The sequence below is a fragment of the Acinetobacter soli genome (assembly GCF_018139125.1).
GTDB lineage: Bacteria > Pseudomonadota > Gammaproteobacteria > Pseudomonadales > Moraxellaceae > Acinetobacter > Acinetobacter soli.
Window position 1 is genome coordinate 858463 of sequence record NZ_CP073241.1, and the last position, 17301, is coordinate 875763.

A 17301-nucleotide genomic window follows, 5' to 3' on the forward strand; every position below is an offset into this window, starting at 1 on the left:
TTTTGAGGTCTGCACAAATAAGAAATCATGATCATTTTTAGTTTAAAAAATCTAAAACACAATAATGAGACATCATCATGACCTATAAATATGAATATGCGGGATTTTGGCTGCGTGTAGGTGCAACAATTATTGATACCTTGATTATTATGCTTGCAGTGATTCCTGCGGCTTGGATTTTTTACCATGGCGATATGGATTTGATCTTTTCGACTGGATTAAGTGATCGACAATCTTCGCCTTGGTTTGATGCAATGATCAACTACGTTTTTCCATTTATTTATTCCATTTTGTTTTGGATTTTTTTAAAAGGAACGCCAGGAAAACGTCTGATGCGCTTAAAAGTACTCGATGAACAAACGGGACATCCCTTAACATGGGGGCAAGCTATTTTGCGCTATATTGGTTATTTTCCATCTACTTTGGTTTTATTTTTTGGCTTTTTCTGGATCGCTTTTGATAGCAAGAAGCAAGGCTGGCATGACAAAATGGCCAAAACCGTAGTGGTTCGCGAGCTGTAGAATGCTAAAATTTTTAAATACACGTCTTGTAAATTAATTTTAGAGAAATATAATACGTGCAAATTTAATACGAGGAGACCCTAAGTGGGAAGTTGTTCGAGGTTGTGCTGTCAAACGGTTAAGCGCGTTATTCTCTGAGCAAGTTAGTACACATTTAGGGTGGCTATCTTGCAATGAGATAGCCTGTTTATCATTTTTCATCATGTTCTTCTTATCCGTCTGCTTTTTTTGCTGGGCAGAATGTCGTCTTCTTGCTTAGGCCTCCTGTGATCTGGGAGAAGCCTATGTGGTTACATGCTTCGTTACTAAAACTCTTGAGCATGCAATGCTTATGTGCGTGGCTGTGTATTTTGTTTGTGCAATATGTACACGCAAGCCCGCTTTTAAATACTGATGATCCTGAGATCACAGCGTATGCCCATTGCCAGCTTGAGACTTCTGTTGTGGCGTCTAAGCCATCAGCAACTGTTTCACAGTTCAATACAGCCTGCCAAGTAGTGAAAGGTGTAGAAACATCACTTGGATATGCGAACACCTCTGCCATAGCCAACTCGACAGCATGGTCTGCGCAAATTAAATCGGTATTGGTGCCCATGCAACGCTGGGGGCTTGCCGCAAGCCTTAGCACAACAAAAAATGATTCACCGGTAGGGGACCAACGAGCTTGGTTTCTCAATTTTCCTTCTGCTGTTTCACTCAATGATGGACACATCCATTTGTATAGCAATATTGGCTATCAAAAGGTGCAATCGCATGACGATTTGATGCGTTGGAGCACAGCAATGGATATTGGGCTCACCCAAAATACAGGAATCAGTTTAGAGTTTTTTAATCAAGACCGTCAGGCGCCATTTACTCAAGCTGTTATACATCATGTTTTTTCAGATGTTTTGAGTTTAGAGTTTTCATTTGGCCAGCGCTTACAAGATTTTCGACAGCGATGGTTTGGCTTTGGCCTGAGCTTTACGCCTTAATTTTTATTTTCTTTACATTGTAAACACATCTCTAAACAAACGGCTTTTTTACATAAAAAAAGTCACGACTTCGTATGCCTGAAAAAAGGAGATCTTTTATGAAATATGATCTATGGCAACGTCTATTTACTCGATTTTTGCAAACATTTCATCTCAAGCGTTTTTTTGAGCGACATCGTTCTTTTAAAGAAATGCATCAATCAAGTTATGCCAAAGAAATTGGACAGGCTTTATCGCAACAGCTGAAGGCCAATGCTCAAATGGAAATGAGTCAGCTTTTAGAAAAATTACATACAGCGCAAGATGGTTTAACAGAAGCGCACGCGTATCAACAGCAACAGACACATGGTTTGAATGAAGTTGCTCAGGAAAAGCCACTCACTTGGTGGCAGCATGTATGGTATTGCTATCGTAATCCATTTAATGTGCTACTTAGTCTTTTAGCGCTTGTTGCTTTTTTAACTGATGATTTCACTGGTGGATTAATCATCACTATTATGGTGTCACTATCGACCTTATTACGTTACTGGCAGGAATCTAAATCCAACAAGGCTGCTGAGTCGCTTAAAGCAATGGTGACCAATACGGCTATGGTGCTGCGCCATAACGTCAATACTCAAGATCAGATTTTGATCAAGCAACGTTATGGCGTTGAGGTGAAGCAATTAAAAAGTATTCAATTTGAAATACCGATTCAGTATTTGGTGCCTGGCGATATTATTTTACTTTCAGCTGGCGATATGATTCCAGCCGATTGTCGAATTTTGACGGCAAAAGATTTATTTGTTTCGCAAGCAGCCATGACAGGTGAATCGATGCCTGTGGAGAAATATGCAACTGCACATACATCAGACATAAATTCTCCTTTAGAACTCGACAATTTACTGTTTATGGGCACCAATGTTGTCTCTGGAACAGCGCGTGCAGTGGTGATGAGTACAGGCATTCAAACTTATTTTGGTGCGCTGGCGCACCGCGTGACGGCAACTGATTATGCAGTGACTTCTTTTCAGCTAGGGGTAAATAAAGTCAGTTGGTTACTGATCCGTTTCATGTTGGTAATGGCACCGATTGTTTTGTTTATCAATGGCTTCACCAAAGGGGATTGGGGTGAGGCTGTGCTGTTTGCTTTATCTGTTGCGGTGGGTTTAACGCCTGAAATGCTTCCCATGATTGTGACGTCAACCCTTGCAAAAGGAGCAGTGTTTTTATCGCGTAAAAAAGTGATTGTAAAACGACTAGATGCTATACAAAATTTTGGTGCCATGGATGTGCTGTGTACAGACAAAACAGGCACATTAACGCAAGATAAAATCTTTCTTTCGCATCATGTTGATGTGCTTGGTAAAAAATCGCATTCCGTATTAATGCAGGCATTCTTAAACAGTTATTACCAAACGGGGCTTAAGAACCTGTTGGATGTGGCCGTATTAGAAGCGGTTGATCAGGACATGAAGTTTGAAAAACTACGCTTTAAAAAGCTAGATGAAGTACCTTTCGATTTTGAACGCCGTAGAATGTCTGTTGTTGTGCGTACGCCACAGGCCCAAGTGCGTATGGTCAGCAAGGGAGCCGTTGAGGAAATTTTAAAAGTATGTTCGCATGTTGAGCTACAAGGCGAGATTAAACAGTTTAGCCCAGCGTTACGCCATGAGATACAGACCATAACGCAAAACTACAACCGCGAAGGATTGCGTGTTGTAGCAGTTGCATACCGTAATATTGATACGCATCAAGAAAGTTTTTCTGTGGCAGATGAATGTGATCTGATTCTGATGGGCTATCTTACCTTTTTAGATCCACCGAAAGAGTCAGCTCGACCTGCCATCCAGCAACTACATGCACATGGTGTAGCTGTGAAGGTATTAACGGGCGATAACGAGTTCGTCACACAAAAAATATGCCGTGAAATCGGGATTGCCCATGACAAGGTACTCCTCGGTGGCGAAATCGAAATGCTATCCGACGCGCAGCTTAAAGTTGCGGTTGAGCAGCATACTATTTTTGCAAAACTAAGTCCTATTCATAAAGAACGTATTGTCGATCAGCTAAAAGCGAATGGGCATGTGGTCGGATTTTTGGGGGATGGAATCAATGATGCTGCCGCAATACGTGCTGCAGATATTGGCATTTCAGTCGATTCAGCAGTGGATATTGCCAAGGAATCTGCCGATCTGATTTTACTAGAAAAGAGTTTGATGGTGCTTGAAAATGGTGTGCTTGAAGGGCGTCGAACATTTGCCAATATGCTCAAATATATCAAAATGACGGCCAGTTCAAATTTTGGTAATGTTTTTTCGGTATTGGTGGCGAGTGCTTTTATTCCATTTTTACCTATGCTGCCGATTCATCTACTGGTACAAAACTTACTCTACGATGTATCTCAGATTGCTATTCCGTTCGATCATGTGGACGAAGAACAACTAAAAAAACCGCAGCGCTGGCAGCCTTCTGAAGTTGGGCGCTTTATGGTGGTATTTGGTCCGATTAGCTCCATCTTTGATATTCTGACCTTTTGCATGATGTGGTTTATTTTTCATGCCAATACGCCAGCGCAGCAAACCATGTTTCAATCTGGCTGGTTTGTCGTGGGACTACTCACGCAAACCATGGTTGTGCATATGATTCGAACCAAAAAAATACCGTTTATTCAAAGTTGCGCAGCTCCGCCACTGTTGATAATGACGGTAATTATTTGTGCAATTGGCATTTTTTTACCAATGGGACCTCTGGCAAGCTACTTAAAGCTTGAAGCATTGCCTTGGATTTACTTTGTATATTTGCCTTTTATTTTGTTTGCTTATATGTGTTTGACTCAATTCATCAAACAAATTTATATCCGTCGATATGGCTGGCAATAAGAGAAACAGCATGACTTTACAATTTTTACAAAATACCAGTCTGTCCAATATGGCCGATACCTTAATTAGTCTGGCAGCCGCATTTATTTTGGGTGGATTGATTGGATTCGAGCGACAATACCGACAACGTACAGCCGGGCTGCGAACCAACGTATTAGTTGCGCTTGGCGCTGCAATTTTTGTCGATATTGCAAATAACCTGTCGGCGTCGGATGGCGCTGTGAGGGTCATTGCTTACGTGGTGTCAGGGATCGGTTTTTTAGGTGCAGGTGTAATTATGCGCCAAGAAGGTAATATTCATGGTCTAAATACAGCGGCTACACTTTGGTGCTCAGCCGCTGTGGGCGCAGCCGCAGGAGCTGATCTGATTGTGGAGGCATTGGTTGCGACAGCATTTATTCTGGCCGCCAACACATTACTGCGACCCTTGGTGAATATGATTGATCGCCAGCCGCTAGATGCAGAATCTGAAGTGACGCATATCATTTACCTAACGTCTAATAAAAGTCATCGTAAATTGGTGATGTATAAATTGACCGAAATCCTGCATCATTTTAATTATCCATTAAAAGACCTAGATGTCGAACCCTTTGGCGAAAATGATATTGAAATTGAAGCGACACTGATTGCGACCTCGATTGATCCAGTTGAAATGAATGAAATCATTAAACAGATCAATCAGGTGCCGCAAGTACAACAGGCCTATTGGGATAAAAATACCATGGCATAAGCAGCATACATATGATGAGGTTTAAGATGGACTTTTCTTAAGTTTTAACTTAAAGACGATCATCACGATGATGCCTACAATCAAACCCCAAAAGGCAGAGCCGATACCAAAAAACTGAATTCCCGAGGCGCTGCATAAAAAAGTGAGCAGTGCCGCCTCGCGGTCATTCACATCGTGAAATGCCAGGGCAATGTTGTGACTGATCGTCCCAAACAGTGCAATACCCGCCAATGCAATAATGAATAACGAAGGGAATGACATCAGTAAGCTGGTTAAGGTTGCGGCGAACACGCCCATCAATATATAGAAAAATCCACAGCTAATGCCTGCAATATAGCGCTTGCTTGGATCTGGATGAACTTGATCATCTAGACTTACCGCCGCACTGATGGCGGCAATATTTACAGTGTAGCAACCAAAAGGTGCAAGAATGGCTTGGGTGGCACCGGTCCATCCAATCAGTTGATTAACGTGAGGTGTATAGCCATAGCTTTTGATCATGGCGATACCCGGCAAATATTGCGATGCCACATTAATCACAAAAAGTGGTAAGGCCAAACCCAAAATGGCAGAACCTGTAAAATGTGGTGTGATCCATTCAGGTTTTGCCAAATCCCAATGCAAAACAGGTGGATGGAAAGTCATAAACAAAGGACACAGGAATACACCAACGACCACGGTTATGACGATACAGTAGCGTGGCCAGATACGTTTACTCATAACATAGATTGCGAGCAGACTGATAATAAACTGCCAATCGTTTTGCATATTGGCAAAGAGTGCAATCCCAAATTTAAGCAACACACCGGCCAGCATGGCGCTGGTGAGGCTTTGTGGAATATGCGCCAGTACTTTCTCAAAGATACCTAAAAAGCCTAATAGTGCAGTTAACACACCACATAGCAAAAATGCGCCAATCGCTTCATGTAAGGAGTAACCGCTGCCAGTCGCTATGATCAGTGCCAAGCCTGCGGTCGACCATGATGTCGCGACCGGATATTTAAACTTCCAAGATAAAAACAGACCAGAAGCGCCGATTCCAATGCCCAATGCCCAAAACCAAGAGGTAATCTGGCTCGTGGTGGCCCCTAAAATCTGTGCGGCCTGTATCACTAATACCGAGGATACGCTAATCCCGATGAGAAAAGTGACAAATCCTGCAAAAGCAGCCGGAAGAGTAAAATCACGAAGAAATGTACGCATGATTCAATATTTATCATCTGTTTGTGAGTGAAGTGTCTTTCATAGAGACACATTAAGTTTAAAACTCAGTGTAACTATCTCATTAAATAGAAAATAGGTTCAAAGATTACAATGTTGATGTGGCAAGCCTCAGCCCAAAACCAAAAAACAGCACACCTACCAGAGCAATGCAGATAGCGGATGTTTTATGTTTTGATTTAAAAAAATCAGAAAGTCGAACACCTGAAAAAATTAGCGCCGTTAAATAGCCTAAGCTAATGCATTGTAAAATAATTGCAAGAGCAATAAAGCTAATCGCCGGATAGGGATAATCCGGATCTACAAACTGGATAAAAAAAGACAAAAAGAACAAGATCGCTTTGGGATTGAGCAGGCTGATACTCAGCGCAGTTCGATAAGGGTGAATCTGATCGAGTTTTGGTAGGTCAGTCATTTCAGGCACTGAAATATGACGATTTTTATAACGTAGATAGCTGGCTTGAAGCAGCTTAAAGCCTAAGTAAGACAGATATGCTGCCCCTATCACTTTAAGCGTTGTAAAAATCCAGGGAAAAGCATGCATCAACGACGCTGCGCCTAGAACTGTACACAAAATTAAAATTGCATCGCCTGTGACAATACCCATTGCGCCTCGATATCCAGTTTGAATACCGTAACGTGATGCAATGGACATCACATATAGGGAATTTGGCCCCGGCAAAAGAACTATAAAAAGCGTCCCTATGATATAGGTTGTTAAATCCGTGATCCCCAACACAACACGAAGTCCATAAAAAACCAGTTTTTGTACTATAACAAAAACTGGTCAAATTATGTGAATATTCACCTATTAGGCTTGAATTTCAGCATCGATTCCAAATGATTGACGCAATAGGTGAGTCAACTGTTCACGTGCTTTGATAAAGCCATCGATACCGCCTTGAAGTAATTGAAATGCCATTAAGTCATGTTCAAGCTCTTCTCTAAAGCTTTGTTCGGTTTGTGCAGAGCGTTCGACTGGATCTGCTGCCTGCGCGGCTTCAATTGTGAGTGCTGGCTTAATTTCACGGGTATACGATTCAAGCTGAGCCAAAAGTGCAGGGGCAATGGTCAGTAAATCACTACCAGCAAGGCCAAGTACCTGATCGGTACTACGGAAACTCGCGCCCATGACTTGAGTTTTGATACCTTGTTGCTTGTAGTAGTTATAAATTTTCTTAACTGAAAGCACACCCGGATCTTGTTCGATTGGGTAGTGATCGACATTTTCAGCTTTTTTGTACCAGTCTAAAATGCGTCCAACAAAAGGCGAAATGAGCGTTACATTGGCATCTGCACAGGCTTGTGCCTGATGTAAACCAAACAGTAAGGTAAGATTACACGCAATGCCTTCAGCTTCTAAAACTTTGGCTGCCTGAATGCCTTGCCAAGTAGATGCAATCTTGATCAGTACGCGAGACTGATCGATACCATACTGATGGTACAAGGCAGAAAGTTCACGCGCTTTTGCAATTGTTGCTTCGGTATCGTAAGACAACGAAGCATCGACCTCGGTAGAGACACGACCTTCGATAAGTTTTAAAATTTCAACACCAAACTTAACAGTCAAAATATCAATGGTACGTTCAATAAGTTCATCATTTTGATAGCCTTCTTGCTTGGCTTGATCAAACGCGGCTTCAATCAACGCTTTATTGTCAGGAATGCTGGCGGCAGCCGTAATCAGGGAGGGATTTGTGGTTGCATCCAAAGGACGAAATTTTTGAATTGCATCAAGATCACTACTATCAGCAACCACTGTAGTCCATTTTTTTAATTGATCGAGGGCAGATTGTGTCATTGTTTCAAGCGTCTTTATATAAGAATTCGGATGCATTTAGTTATAGCATAATCTTGCGTGAACCCAATGACTATTTAATCTTTTGCTCGTTTTCTCTGCAATTGCAAGTGATCAATCAGATAATGTGCAGCCACGCCAAGACTACTTTCGCGGCTCCAAACCAAATCGATATAATATTCAAATTTAGGCGTGAAATCTAAAATATTTAATATTTTTAATTGATTAGATAGCTTTGGATTTTCAATAAACATTTCACTAGGTAATACACCCCAGCCCAGCTCACCTAAAATCATCATACAGGCCGAGTGATGGTTATCTGTACGCCAATACTGCTTGGAAAATAACAGTTCGGGTTTGATTTTACTATCACGACTTGCCACCACAATTTGCCGCTGCTGCACCAGATCTTTGAAACTGACCTGATCAAGTTGCGCCAAACAGTGTTCATTTGCAGCGACAGCAACCAGTGCTTCTTTTTTAATTTCTACAAATTGTTCACGATGGTCTAAGTGTTCACGTTCAAACATAAAAGCCAGTTGCGCGCTTTGATCGAGTAGCATGGCCAGAGCATCTTCTTGAGGCGCTGAGATAATATTAATTTGTAAAGTCGGAAATTTTTGTTCAATCAGCCGTATATAGTCGACCCAATGCGTGTGTAATAGTTCAGACACAATCACAATATTCAGTGCCGATTCCAAACCGGTACTTAAGGCAAACGCATGTTGCTTCCATTGATTCATCTCAATTAAGAGCTGTGCTGATTTTTCATATAAAACATGTGCCTGAGGTGTAGGAACTGGTTCGCGTCCTTTACGTTCAAACAAATTTAAGTTGAGGTCAATTTCCATATTGGCAATCGACATACTTACCGCGGATGGAACCTTGCCCAATTTTCTGGCTGCTGCTGAAAATGAACCGGTTTCCATGACGCTTTGAAAAATGATGAGTTGTTCTTGATTAATATTCATCTGTCAGAAAAGTTGAAAGAACCTAATTAGATTTATCAGAATTATAAAAATAAAATGCAATCTATCCAAATAAAAGAGTGTTTAGAAATGTTGATTTCCAAAAGAAGACTTGTTCATGCATTTAGCTATGAAGGGATCTTGTTGGTCATCATTGCGATTGCATTAAGCTTTATTTTTGATATGCCGATGGAAGTAACCGGAATGCTCGGTATTTTTATGGCGGTGACGTCGGTCATCTGGAATATGATTTTCAACCATTATTTTGAGAAAGTTGAACATCGGTTACAATGGAAGCGGACAGTTGGTGTGCGTATATTGCATGCGATCGGGTTTGAGGGTGGACTTCTCATTGCTACGATTCCAATGATTGCTTATATGATGCAGTTAAGCCTGCTCGATGCATTTATTTTAGATTTAGGTCTGACCTTGTGTATTTTGGTGTATACCTTTATTTTTCAGTGGTGCTATGACGCGATTGAGAAACGCTTAGGTTATGCACCGCAGCATTCATCGTAAAAAAAAGCGCCTGTTGTAGGCGCTTTTTTTATGCTTATTTTTCAACGATCGCGACAACGCCTTGACCGCCTGCGGCACAAATCGACACTAGAATTTTGCCAGAACCTTTCTGATTCAAGATTTTCGCTGCAGTCGCCAAGATGCGTCCACCCGTTGCGGCAAATGGATGTCCAGCAGCCAATGAAGAACCATGAATGTTCAGTTTGCTACGGTCAATCGAGCCTAAAGGAGCATCAAGACCTAAACGTTCTTTACAGAATTTTGGATCTTCCCATGCTTTAAGGGTCGAAAGCACTTGAGATGCAAAGGCTTCATGAATCTCGTAGTAATCAAAATCTTGTAATTTCAGACCAGCGCGTTCAAGCATACGAGGAACAGCATAAGCCGGTGCCATGAGTAAGCCTTCTTTTTTACCCACAAAATCAACGGCCGCAGTTTCTGAAAAGCTTAAATAAGCCAGTACTTCATGACCGTTGGCTTTTGCCCATTCTTCGGATGCCAGCAAAACTACAGATGCACCGTCTGTGAGTGGCGTCGAGTTACCCGCAGTCATGGTGGCGGTTTCGCCCTTGCCAAATACAGGTTTAAGTTTGGCCAGTTTTTCTACTGATGAATCTGGGCGTAAGTTATTGTCACGCGTTAAACCCATAAACGGTGTGATCAGATCGTCAAAGAAACCGGCATCGTAGGCTTTGGCCATTTTATGATGTGAAGAGGCGGCAAGTTCATCTTGAGCCTGGCGTTCGATGCCCCATTCAAGTGCGGTAATGGCCGCATGATCTCCCATGGACAGCCCAGTGCGAGGCTCACCGTTTTTAGGAGCATCCATCAAGTCTTTAATGTTGATTTTAGCCAATGCCTTTAAACGATCTTTCGCTGTTTTGGCAATGTTGAGCTCAAGTAAAGCCTTACGTAAGCCATCACCAAATGCAATCGGGGCATCGGATGTGGTATCTACACCGCCCGCAATACCGACCTCAATCTGACCCAACGCGATTTTATTTGCCACAGCAAAAGCTGCCTGCAAGCCAGTGCCACAAGCCTGTTGTAAATCGTAAGCTGGTGTTTCAGGAGCCAATTGAGTATTAAGTACGCATTCACGGGTCATATTAAAGTCACGGCTATGCTTTAAAACAGCGCCTGCAACCACTTCGCCCACACGTGTGCCTTGAAGCTTATAGCGTTCAACTAAACCATTGAGTGCAGCAGTCAGCATGTCAATGTTGGACGCTTTAAAATACGCACCGTTAGAACGTGCAAATGGAATACGATTACCACCAATAATGGCGACGCGACGGATAGAAGTTTGGCTCATGATGCGATCCTGTTGAGCAGACGTTTTTTTAGATGTTGAAGTATTTGCAGAAGATTTGGCTTGTGTACCTGCCGAAGCGGTTTTAGCACGTGAACTGGCACGCTTTGGCTTTGCTGTCGCTTCAGTACTTTTTTTAGCTGTCGACGAGTCAGCCGCAGATGAGGTTCGACTGGTACGACGTGTTTGCGAGGTGCTTCGCGCTTTCGGTTTTGATGTATTTGACACATCATCCTGAGTAGAGTTTTCGACTGCCGATTTTTCTGGAGTTGTTTTACTCATAAGGCTTTTCCAAGCATGATTATGATGTTATTGACGGTACATTAACATAATTAAAATAGACCTGTATTGACTAGAATGACATTGTAGATTGTATTCGGGTCAACACATATCAAGATTAACTCAAGTATTATTTTATTCAAATCCACAATGCGATCGAGCTAACACCTTTACAACACAATGATGTGGAACGCGTAGCTTGTGAACATGTTTAAAAATTAATTTGCATGAGAGATTATTAAGATGATTGATCAATACCAAGCATTTACTCAATCGCCAATCGGTAAATTCGTTGTGAAGAATCTCGGCTTGCCATCGCCCGTGGTATTGGATCGTTTCGAGCAAGGTCAGCCAGTGATTCGTGGTGCTGTATTGATTGGTGCAGCACCTGAAGGTGTTTTATCTTCTGCTATCGCCAATGTGCTCAGTACCATTCATGCAGACAGTTATGCAGGCAACAATACCGATATTCAGCAGGCTGCTGCACAAGTGGGCTTAAACTTACGTGCTTTTAATTCTGGAGATAAAGAATCTCGATTTAAAGCCGTTATTTTTGATGCATCAGGAATTCAAAACTCAGAACAATTAAACGAGTTACATAAATTTTTTAATCCGATTGCCCGTCAAATCGAAGGTTCAGGTCGTGTGATTGTCGTGGCGACCACACCGGAGTCTGCCAAAACGGTGAAACAGGCGATTGCGCAGCGAGCTCTTGAAGGCTTTGTAAAATCTGTAGGAAAAGAGTTTAAAAAAGGAATCACTGCGCAACTGGTTTATGTTGATGACGGTGCAGCCAACAATCTTGAGTCTACATTGCGTTTCTTACTTTCGCCGCGATCTGCTTATGTATCTGGTCAGGTGATTCGTATTTCTAAAGCAGAAGTGGTAAAAGTTGACTGGAACAAGCCACTTGCAGGTAAAACTGCTTTGGTGACGGGAGCAAGCCGTGGGATTGGTGAAGCGATTGCCCATATTTTGGCACGTGATGGTGCGCATGTCATTTGCCTTGATGTGCCACAGCAACAGGCTGATTTAGACCGGGTTGCTGCCGATATCTCTGGTTCTGCTCTCGGGCTTGATATTACGGCAGCCGATGCAGGCGAAAAAATAAAAGCGGCTGCACAAAAAAATGGCGGCCTTGATATTATTGTGCACAATGCAGGTATTACTCGCGACAAAACGCTGGCCAACATGAAACCAGAACTTTGGGACTTGGTAATCAATATTAATCTGAGCGCAGCAGAGCGAATCAACGACTATTTACTCGAAAATGATGGCTTGAATGCAAATGGTCGAATTGTCTGTGTTTCTTCAATCAGCGGGATTGCGGGTAACTTGGGTCAGACCAATTACGCAGCGTCTAAGGCTGGCGTGATTGGTTTGGTTAAATTTACTGCACCAATTTTGAAAAATGGAATCACCATCAATGCAGTGGCGCCAGGATTTATCGAAACACAAATGACAGCCGCTATTCCGTTTGCTATCCGTGAGGCTGGGCGCCGTATGAACTCGATGAATCAGGGGGGCTTACCTGTTGATGTTGCCGAGACAATCGCATGGTTTGCATCAAGTGCATCCACTGGTCTGAATGGAAATGTCGTTCGGGTTTGTGGTCAGAGTCTGCTCGGTGCATAATGAGGGTTAAAGAGGGATGTAAGAACATCCCTTTTTCATAAACACAGACTTAAAAACAAATACATTTTAATGAAAAGGTTCGTTATGAATACGCGTCATTTTAGTCAACTGCCGAAAGCCTATTTGGCTTATCCGAAAGTCATACAAGGTTTGGTATTTAAAAAACCCAAAGGCGAGCGTGTATTGCCTAAAGTGGAATATGTTGTCGACTCCTTTCGAATCGATCAAGATCATTTAAATGATTACAATCAAGTCTGTGGATTTAAAAGCGACGATACAATTCCGGCAATCTATTTGGCTGTGTTGTCACAAAGTTTGCAAATGCACATGATGACGACAGAAAACTTTCCTTTTGCGATTCTGGGTTTGGTGCATATTCGTAATCAGATCAAGCAAACTCGTCCAATTGGCGTTAATGAAGCACTGAGTCTTTCATGTCGATTTGGCGATATTCAGCCACACGATAAAGGCCTGGAATTTGAATTTATTACCACTGTAAAGGTGGGAGCAGAGACGGTGATGGAAGGAATCACGACTTATCTTTCTCGTCAAAAAACATCAAGTAGTACAGCCGAAAAAACCAAAGAAGCTCAATTACCTGATTATGAAGTTCAAGATGTCTGGACGGTTGCTGAAAACACAGGGCGCCGCTATGCCAAAATCTCGGGTGATTATAATCTGATCCATATTCATGCGATGACAGCAAAGGCATTTGGCTTTAAGCAAGCAATTGCTCACGGCATGTGGAGCAAAGCACGTGCTTTGGCCAGTATTGATTTACCTTCGGCCTATGAAGCAGATGTTTGGTTTAAGTTGCCGCTATTTTTGCCATCGACCGTTGAGTTTTTAACGGCATCAAATCCTTCTGAAACCGATTTCTTGATTCGGAATCAGCGTTCTCAAAAGCCACATGTTTCAGGCCAAGTGAAAAGCCTTTAAACAATTCTTCCCGGTACATATCGTGATGTGCCGGGAATGTAACAATAATAAAAATAGGGACATACAGTGAATACACTAACTCAATATTTCTCAGCCGATACTCAAAATTATCACGGTATTCTAGATGAGCGATTCCACGATCTGGCAGTGCATTTTAGTCGTTTACAAGATGCCCGAACTAATCAAGGGGGAGCGGCACTCGCCGTGTATTTCGGAACACAAAAAGTTGTCGATATTTTTACGGGTAAAAAATCTCGTGATGAGTTGTGGGATGCCAATACGCTTTCTGTCAGTTACTCAACTGGTAAAGGCGTACTTTCAACTTTGGCACATATTCTCGTGAGTGAGGGTTATTTAGAATATGACCGACCAATTGCCTATTACTGGCCTGAATTTGCTCAGCAGAACAAGCAAAAGATTAGCTTAAGGGATGTTCTGAGTCATCAAAGCGGTTTATACGATATTCGAAATATAATCCAAGATGCCAGTGAAATGCTGGACTGGCCGCATATGCTAGAAGTCTTTGAAAGCACAGCACCTCGATTTACAGCGACCCATGCTCAAGCTTATCAGGCATTAACATTTGGTTGGCTGGTAGGCGGGGTGCTAGAAAAGGCAACAGGGGCGACACTTCCAGACTTGATGCAAAAATATCTAGTCGAGCCGTTGAAATTAGATGGTGCTTATTTTGGCGTACCAGTTTCTGAACTTTCGCGTGTGGCACGACTCATTGCGCCAGTAAAGTCTGTAGAAAAAGTCGGAACGCCAATACACAAAACATCTCACCAGCAAAAGAAAACGAGTGTAATGGATAAATTGGTGACATGGACAGGCCAAAACCCGCAAGATTTTCAGGACGCCATGATGCCTAAAGGAATGCGTCATTTCAGTTTTTTTAGTGATGAAGGTTTACAAGCCGTCATTCCGGCAGCTAATGGTGCTTTTACTGCAAATAGCCTAAGTAAGATGTATGCAATGCTGGCTAATCAAGGCCGTTTTGAAGATAAAACACTGATCAAACCTGCGGTTTTTAAACAGCTCAGCACAATTCAAAGTTTTTCTAGAGACAAGGTCATGCCAATACCAATGCATTGGCGATTAGGTTATCACCGCGTAATTACACTGGGGAAGCGAGCCAAACATGGATTTGGACACATTGGCTATAACGGTTCTGGTGCATGGTGTGATCCAGAACGCAATCTCAGTTTCGCATATGTTCATAATTTCAAAATCGGATCAATTACAGGGGATTATCGCTTGTGGAGTTTGACTCAAGAAACCTTACGCTGTGCGGATTTATTTTTAAAGGGTAAAAAAGGCTGGTTTTAATGTTTTGAAGCCAGTAACTCATAGTCCAGCATAATCTGTACATGATGTTTAAAGGAGCTTTCTTCAAAACCTTGCAAGCCAATTTTAAATATACCGTCTAGCCCACAAACAAATGCAATCAGACGCCATGCCACTTCATGAATTTGGGGCATGGTTAAATCTTTGAATTGTTTAAGCATAACACCTGTTTGGATTTCTTTTATCAGTGCTGCATGCCAGTGCTGCATGGTCAGTTGATAGGCCAAGCGGATCTGTTCATCTTGTTGCATCAATACTTCAGCTTCGTTCCACAATCTGAGATATGCCTGAGTCTGTTCACTATCTTCATAACCTAAGATCAAGCGAATTCGTGCCATTTGATTACTGGTTTCGATGCCATCTTCAATTTCATTAAGCTGATCCATCAGTTCGACAAAAACCTCGGCTTTTAAGTGAGAGCTAGACTGAAAATGATGATGAACTTGACCTGTAGAAACCTGCGCCTCAGCAGCCACGCGTCGAACCGTTAATCCACTTAGTCCATCTTGTAGGGCAACCTGTTTTGCGGCACTTAAAATCATGGCGCGTCTTTCTTCTCGATTTAAATAATTCATGACATCCATAGTGGTGAAACATACAAGTCTTATCATAAATAAAGTTGGACATATGTTCAAGTTTGAATATAATAAGATCAACTTGAACAAGTGTCCAACTTTAATTTGGGTGAGTTATGTACCGCAAATGGATGATCTTGGCGATCATCGTCCTTATTTATTTACCAGTATCGATTGATGCAACAGTATTGCATGTCGCTATTCCAACGCTTAGTGCAGATTTGGCGCTCACGAGCACGCAAATGCTGTGGGTGATTGATATTTATTCACTCATTATGGCAGGTTTAATTTTACCAATGGGGGCGTTAGGCGATCGAATTGGATTTAAGCGCCTCATGCTGGTCGGGGCTTCCATTTTTGGTCTTGCATCTTTACTGGCTGCTTTTGCAAATTCTGCAGCATTGCTAATAGTAGCACGGGCGCTTTTGGGCTTAGGTGCAGCTATGATTTTACCTGCCACGCTCTCAGGATTAAGAACCACATTTCTAGATGAAAAACAGCGTAATTATGCGCTAGGTATCTGGGGAACAGTCGGAGGAGGAGGTGCTGCATTTGGACCATTGCTCGGCGGCTTTATACTGGAGCATTTCTCTTGGGGCGCAGTATTTTTAATCAACGTTCCAATTATTATTACAGTGATTCTACTCACGGCTTTTTGGGTGCCTAAACAGCACATACAACACAAACAAGCCCTGAATCTATTTCAGGCGTTGATCTTGGTGGTGGCTATTTTGACATTAATTTATGCCGCCAAAACTGCGATGCATGCACCAAGCATGACAATTTTTATGGTCATGCTTGCAGGTTTTGTACTCATTACTGGCTTTATTCGTCATCAACTAAAAACGCCAGCGCCGATGATTGATGTACACTTATTTAAGCATCCGGTGATTTCAACCAGTGTCATCATGGCGATGGTGGCCATGATTGCGTTAGTCGGATTTGAACTACTGCTTTCGCAAGAGTTGCAATTTGTGTATGGCTATTCACCCCTTGAGGCCGGTTTGTTTATTGTACCGTTTATGGTGGCAATTAGTGTGGGTGGGCCTTTTGCCAGTGTTTTGATGAACCGTTATGGTTTAAGGCCAGTGGCAACACTCGGAATGCTGTCATGTGGGTTTAGTTTTTTTGGTCTAGCGTCAATCAACTTTGATACACAACATATGCAAGCTTGGGCTTGGATGGTGATAATGGGAATTAGCGTTGAAATTGCACTACTTTCTTCTACGGCAGCAATTATGTCTTCTGTCCCACCTCATAAAGCCACTGCGGCGGGTGCAATTGAGGGTATGGCCTACGAGTTAGGAGCCGGATTAGGCATTGCAATTTTTGGCCTTATGCTGTCATTTTTCTACACGCGTGCAATCGTTTTACCAGAAAATCTGCCTATACAGTGGGTAGAAACAGCGTCAGCTTCGGTTGGAGAGGCAGTTCAAGCAGTAAAGATGCTCGAACCTACTTTGGCACATGATGTAATGGCTGCGGCTGCAAATGCATTTACTGCATCGCATAGTATTGTGCTGAGTATTGCAGGCGTGATGTTCGTGATTTTATCTGTTTTTGTATGGATAACCTTGCCCAAAACAGCAACTGTAGTACCACACAAAATATCAGAGTAAATT

The 17301-nt window shown here is 42.3% G+C and carries 15 protein-coding genes; 9 read left to right on the forward strand and 6 right to left on the reverse strand.

All coding sequences use genetic code 11. The features are described from left to right. Window positions 1-77 precede the first annotated feature (77 nt). The 4 genes from KCV09_RS03865 (at window position 78) to KCV09_RS03880 (ending at window position 5086) form a co-directional block, all read left to right on the forward strand. Window positions 78-521 carry an RDD family protein gene (locus KCV09_RS03865; RefSeq protein WP_212515559.1) on the forward strand — a complete coding sequence of 148 codons (444 nt, stop codon included), beginning with the start codon at window positions 78-80 and terminating at the stop codon, window positions 519-521. 284 nt (window positions 522-805) lie between these two features. Further along, window positions 806-1495 carry a hypothetical protein gene (locus KCV09_RS03870; protein WP_151808729.1) on the forward strand — a complete coding sequence of 230 codons (690 nt, stop codon included), beginning with the start codon at window positions 806-808 and terminating at the stop codon, window positions 1493-1495. A gap of 98 nt (window positions 1496-1593) precedes the next feature. Further along, window positions 1594-4356 carry a magnesium-translocating P-type ATPase gene (gene mgtA / locus KCV09_RS03875; RefSeq protein WP_212515560.1) on the forward strand — a complete coding sequence of 921 codons (2763 nt, stop codon included), beginning with the start codon at window positions 1594-1596 and terminating at the stop codon, window positions 4354-4356. Between the two features lie 10 nt (window positions 4357-4366). Then, window positions 4367-5086 (forward strand): MgtC/SapB family protein, encoded by a 720-nt coding sequence (locus tag KCV09_RS03880; RefSeq protein WP_151839883.1) that lies wholly within the window; start codon window positions 4367-4369, stop codon window positions 5084-5086. Between the two features lie 21 nt (window positions 5087-5107). Here the strand turns inward: KCV09_RS03880 and KCV09_RS03885 are convergent, their stop codons facing one another. The 4 genes from KCV09_RS03885 to aceR all read right to left on the reverse strand — a co-directional run bounded on the left by KCV09_RS03885 (window position 5108) and on the right by aceR (window position 9076). Beyond that, complete coding sequence (locus tag KCV09_RS03885) at window positions 5108-6289, reverse strand: benzoate/H(+) symporter BenE family transporter (RefSeq protein WP_212515561.1); 1182 nt, start codon at window positions 6287-6289, stop codon at window positions 5108-5110. 106 nt (window positions 6290-6395) lie between these two features. Next, complete coding sequence (leuE, locus tag KCV09_RS03890) at window positions 6396-7046, reverse strand: leucine efflux protein LeuE (RefSeq protein ID WP_088458489.1); 651 nt, start codon at window positions 7044-7046, stop codon at window positions 6396-6398. 72 nt (window positions 7047-7118) lie between these two features. Next, the gene (gene tal, locus KCV09_RS03895) at window positions 7119-8108 is read right to left on the reverse strand and encodes a transaldolase (RefSeq protein WP_151808726.1); all 990 of its coding nucleotides are present in this window, start codon (window positions 8106-8108) and stop codon (window positions 7119-7121) included. Between the two features lie 74 nt (window positions 8109-8182). Continuing rightward, window positions 8183-9076 (reverse strand): HTH-type transcriptional regulator AceR, encoded by an 894-nt coding sequence (gene aceR / locus KCV09_RS03900; RefSeq protein ID WP_048763090.1) that lies wholly within the window; start codon window positions 9074-9076, stop codon window positions 8183-8185. Window positions 9077-9163: 87 nt separating this feature from the next. Between aceR and aceI the strand changes: the two genes are divergently transcribed. Beyond that, window positions 9164-9592, forward strand: a complete 429-nt coding sequence (gene aceI, locus KCV09_RS03905) for a chlorhexidine efflux PACE transporter AceI (RefSeq protein ID WP_004937309.1) — start codon at window positions 9164-9166, stop codon at window positions 9590-9592. A 34-nt stretch (window positions 9593-9626) separates the two neighbouring features. Here the strand turns inward: aceI and KCV09_RS03910 are convergent, their stop codons facing one another. Beyond that, on the reverse strand, window positions 9627-11186 hold the full coding sequence (locus KCV09_RS03910) for an acetyl-CoA C-acetyltransferase (RefSeq protein WP_004937311.1): 1560 nt from the start codon (window positions 11184-11186) through the stop codon (window positions 9627-9629). Window positions 11187-11426: 240 nt separating this feature from the next. Between KCV09_RS03910 and KCV09_RS03915 the strand changes: the two genes are divergently transcribed. The 3 genes from KCV09_RS03915 (at window position 11427) to KCV09_RS03925 (ending at window position 15086) form a co-directional block, all read left to right on the forward strand. Continuing rightward, entirely contained in the window at window positions 11427-12818 is a 1392-nt protein-coding gene (locus KCV09_RS03915; protein WP_212515562.1) for a 3-oxoacyl-ACP reductase, read from the forward strand. Window positions 12819-12902: 84 nt separating this feature from the next. Beyond that, entirely contained in the window at window positions 12903-13757 is an 855-nt protein-coding gene (locus KCV09_RS03920) for a MaoC family dehydratase (RefSeq protein ID WP_212515563.1), read from the forward strand. Window positions 13758-13823: 66 nt separating this feature from the next. After that, complete coding sequence (locus tag KCV09_RS03925; RefSeq protein WP_212515564.1) at window positions 13824-15086, forward strand: serine hydrolase domain-containing protein; 1263 nt, start codon at window positions 13824-13826, stop codon at window positions 15084-15086. Here the strand turns inward: KCV09_RS03925 and KCV09_RS03930 are convergent. Next, window positions 15083-15679: a TetR family transcriptional regulator gene (locus KCV09_RS03930; RefSeq protein WP_171499305.1), complete on the reverse strand. Its 597-nt coding sequence runs from the start codon at window positions 15677-15679 to the stop codon at window positions 15083-15085. The two genes, KCV09_RS03925 and KCV09_RS03930, sit on opposite strands and share 4 nt — an antisense overlap. Before the next feature lie 116 nt (window positions 15680-15795). On the opposite strand from KCV09_RS03930, the gene KCV09_RS03935 reads away from it, so the two are divergent. Further along, window positions 15796-17298: a SmvA family efflux MFS transporter gene (locus KCV09_RS03935; RefSeq protein ID WP_212515565.1), complete on the forward strand. Its 1503-nt coding sequence runs from the start codon at window positions 15796-15798 to the stop codon at window positions 17296-17298. Window positions 17299-17301: the final 3 nt, after the last annotated feature.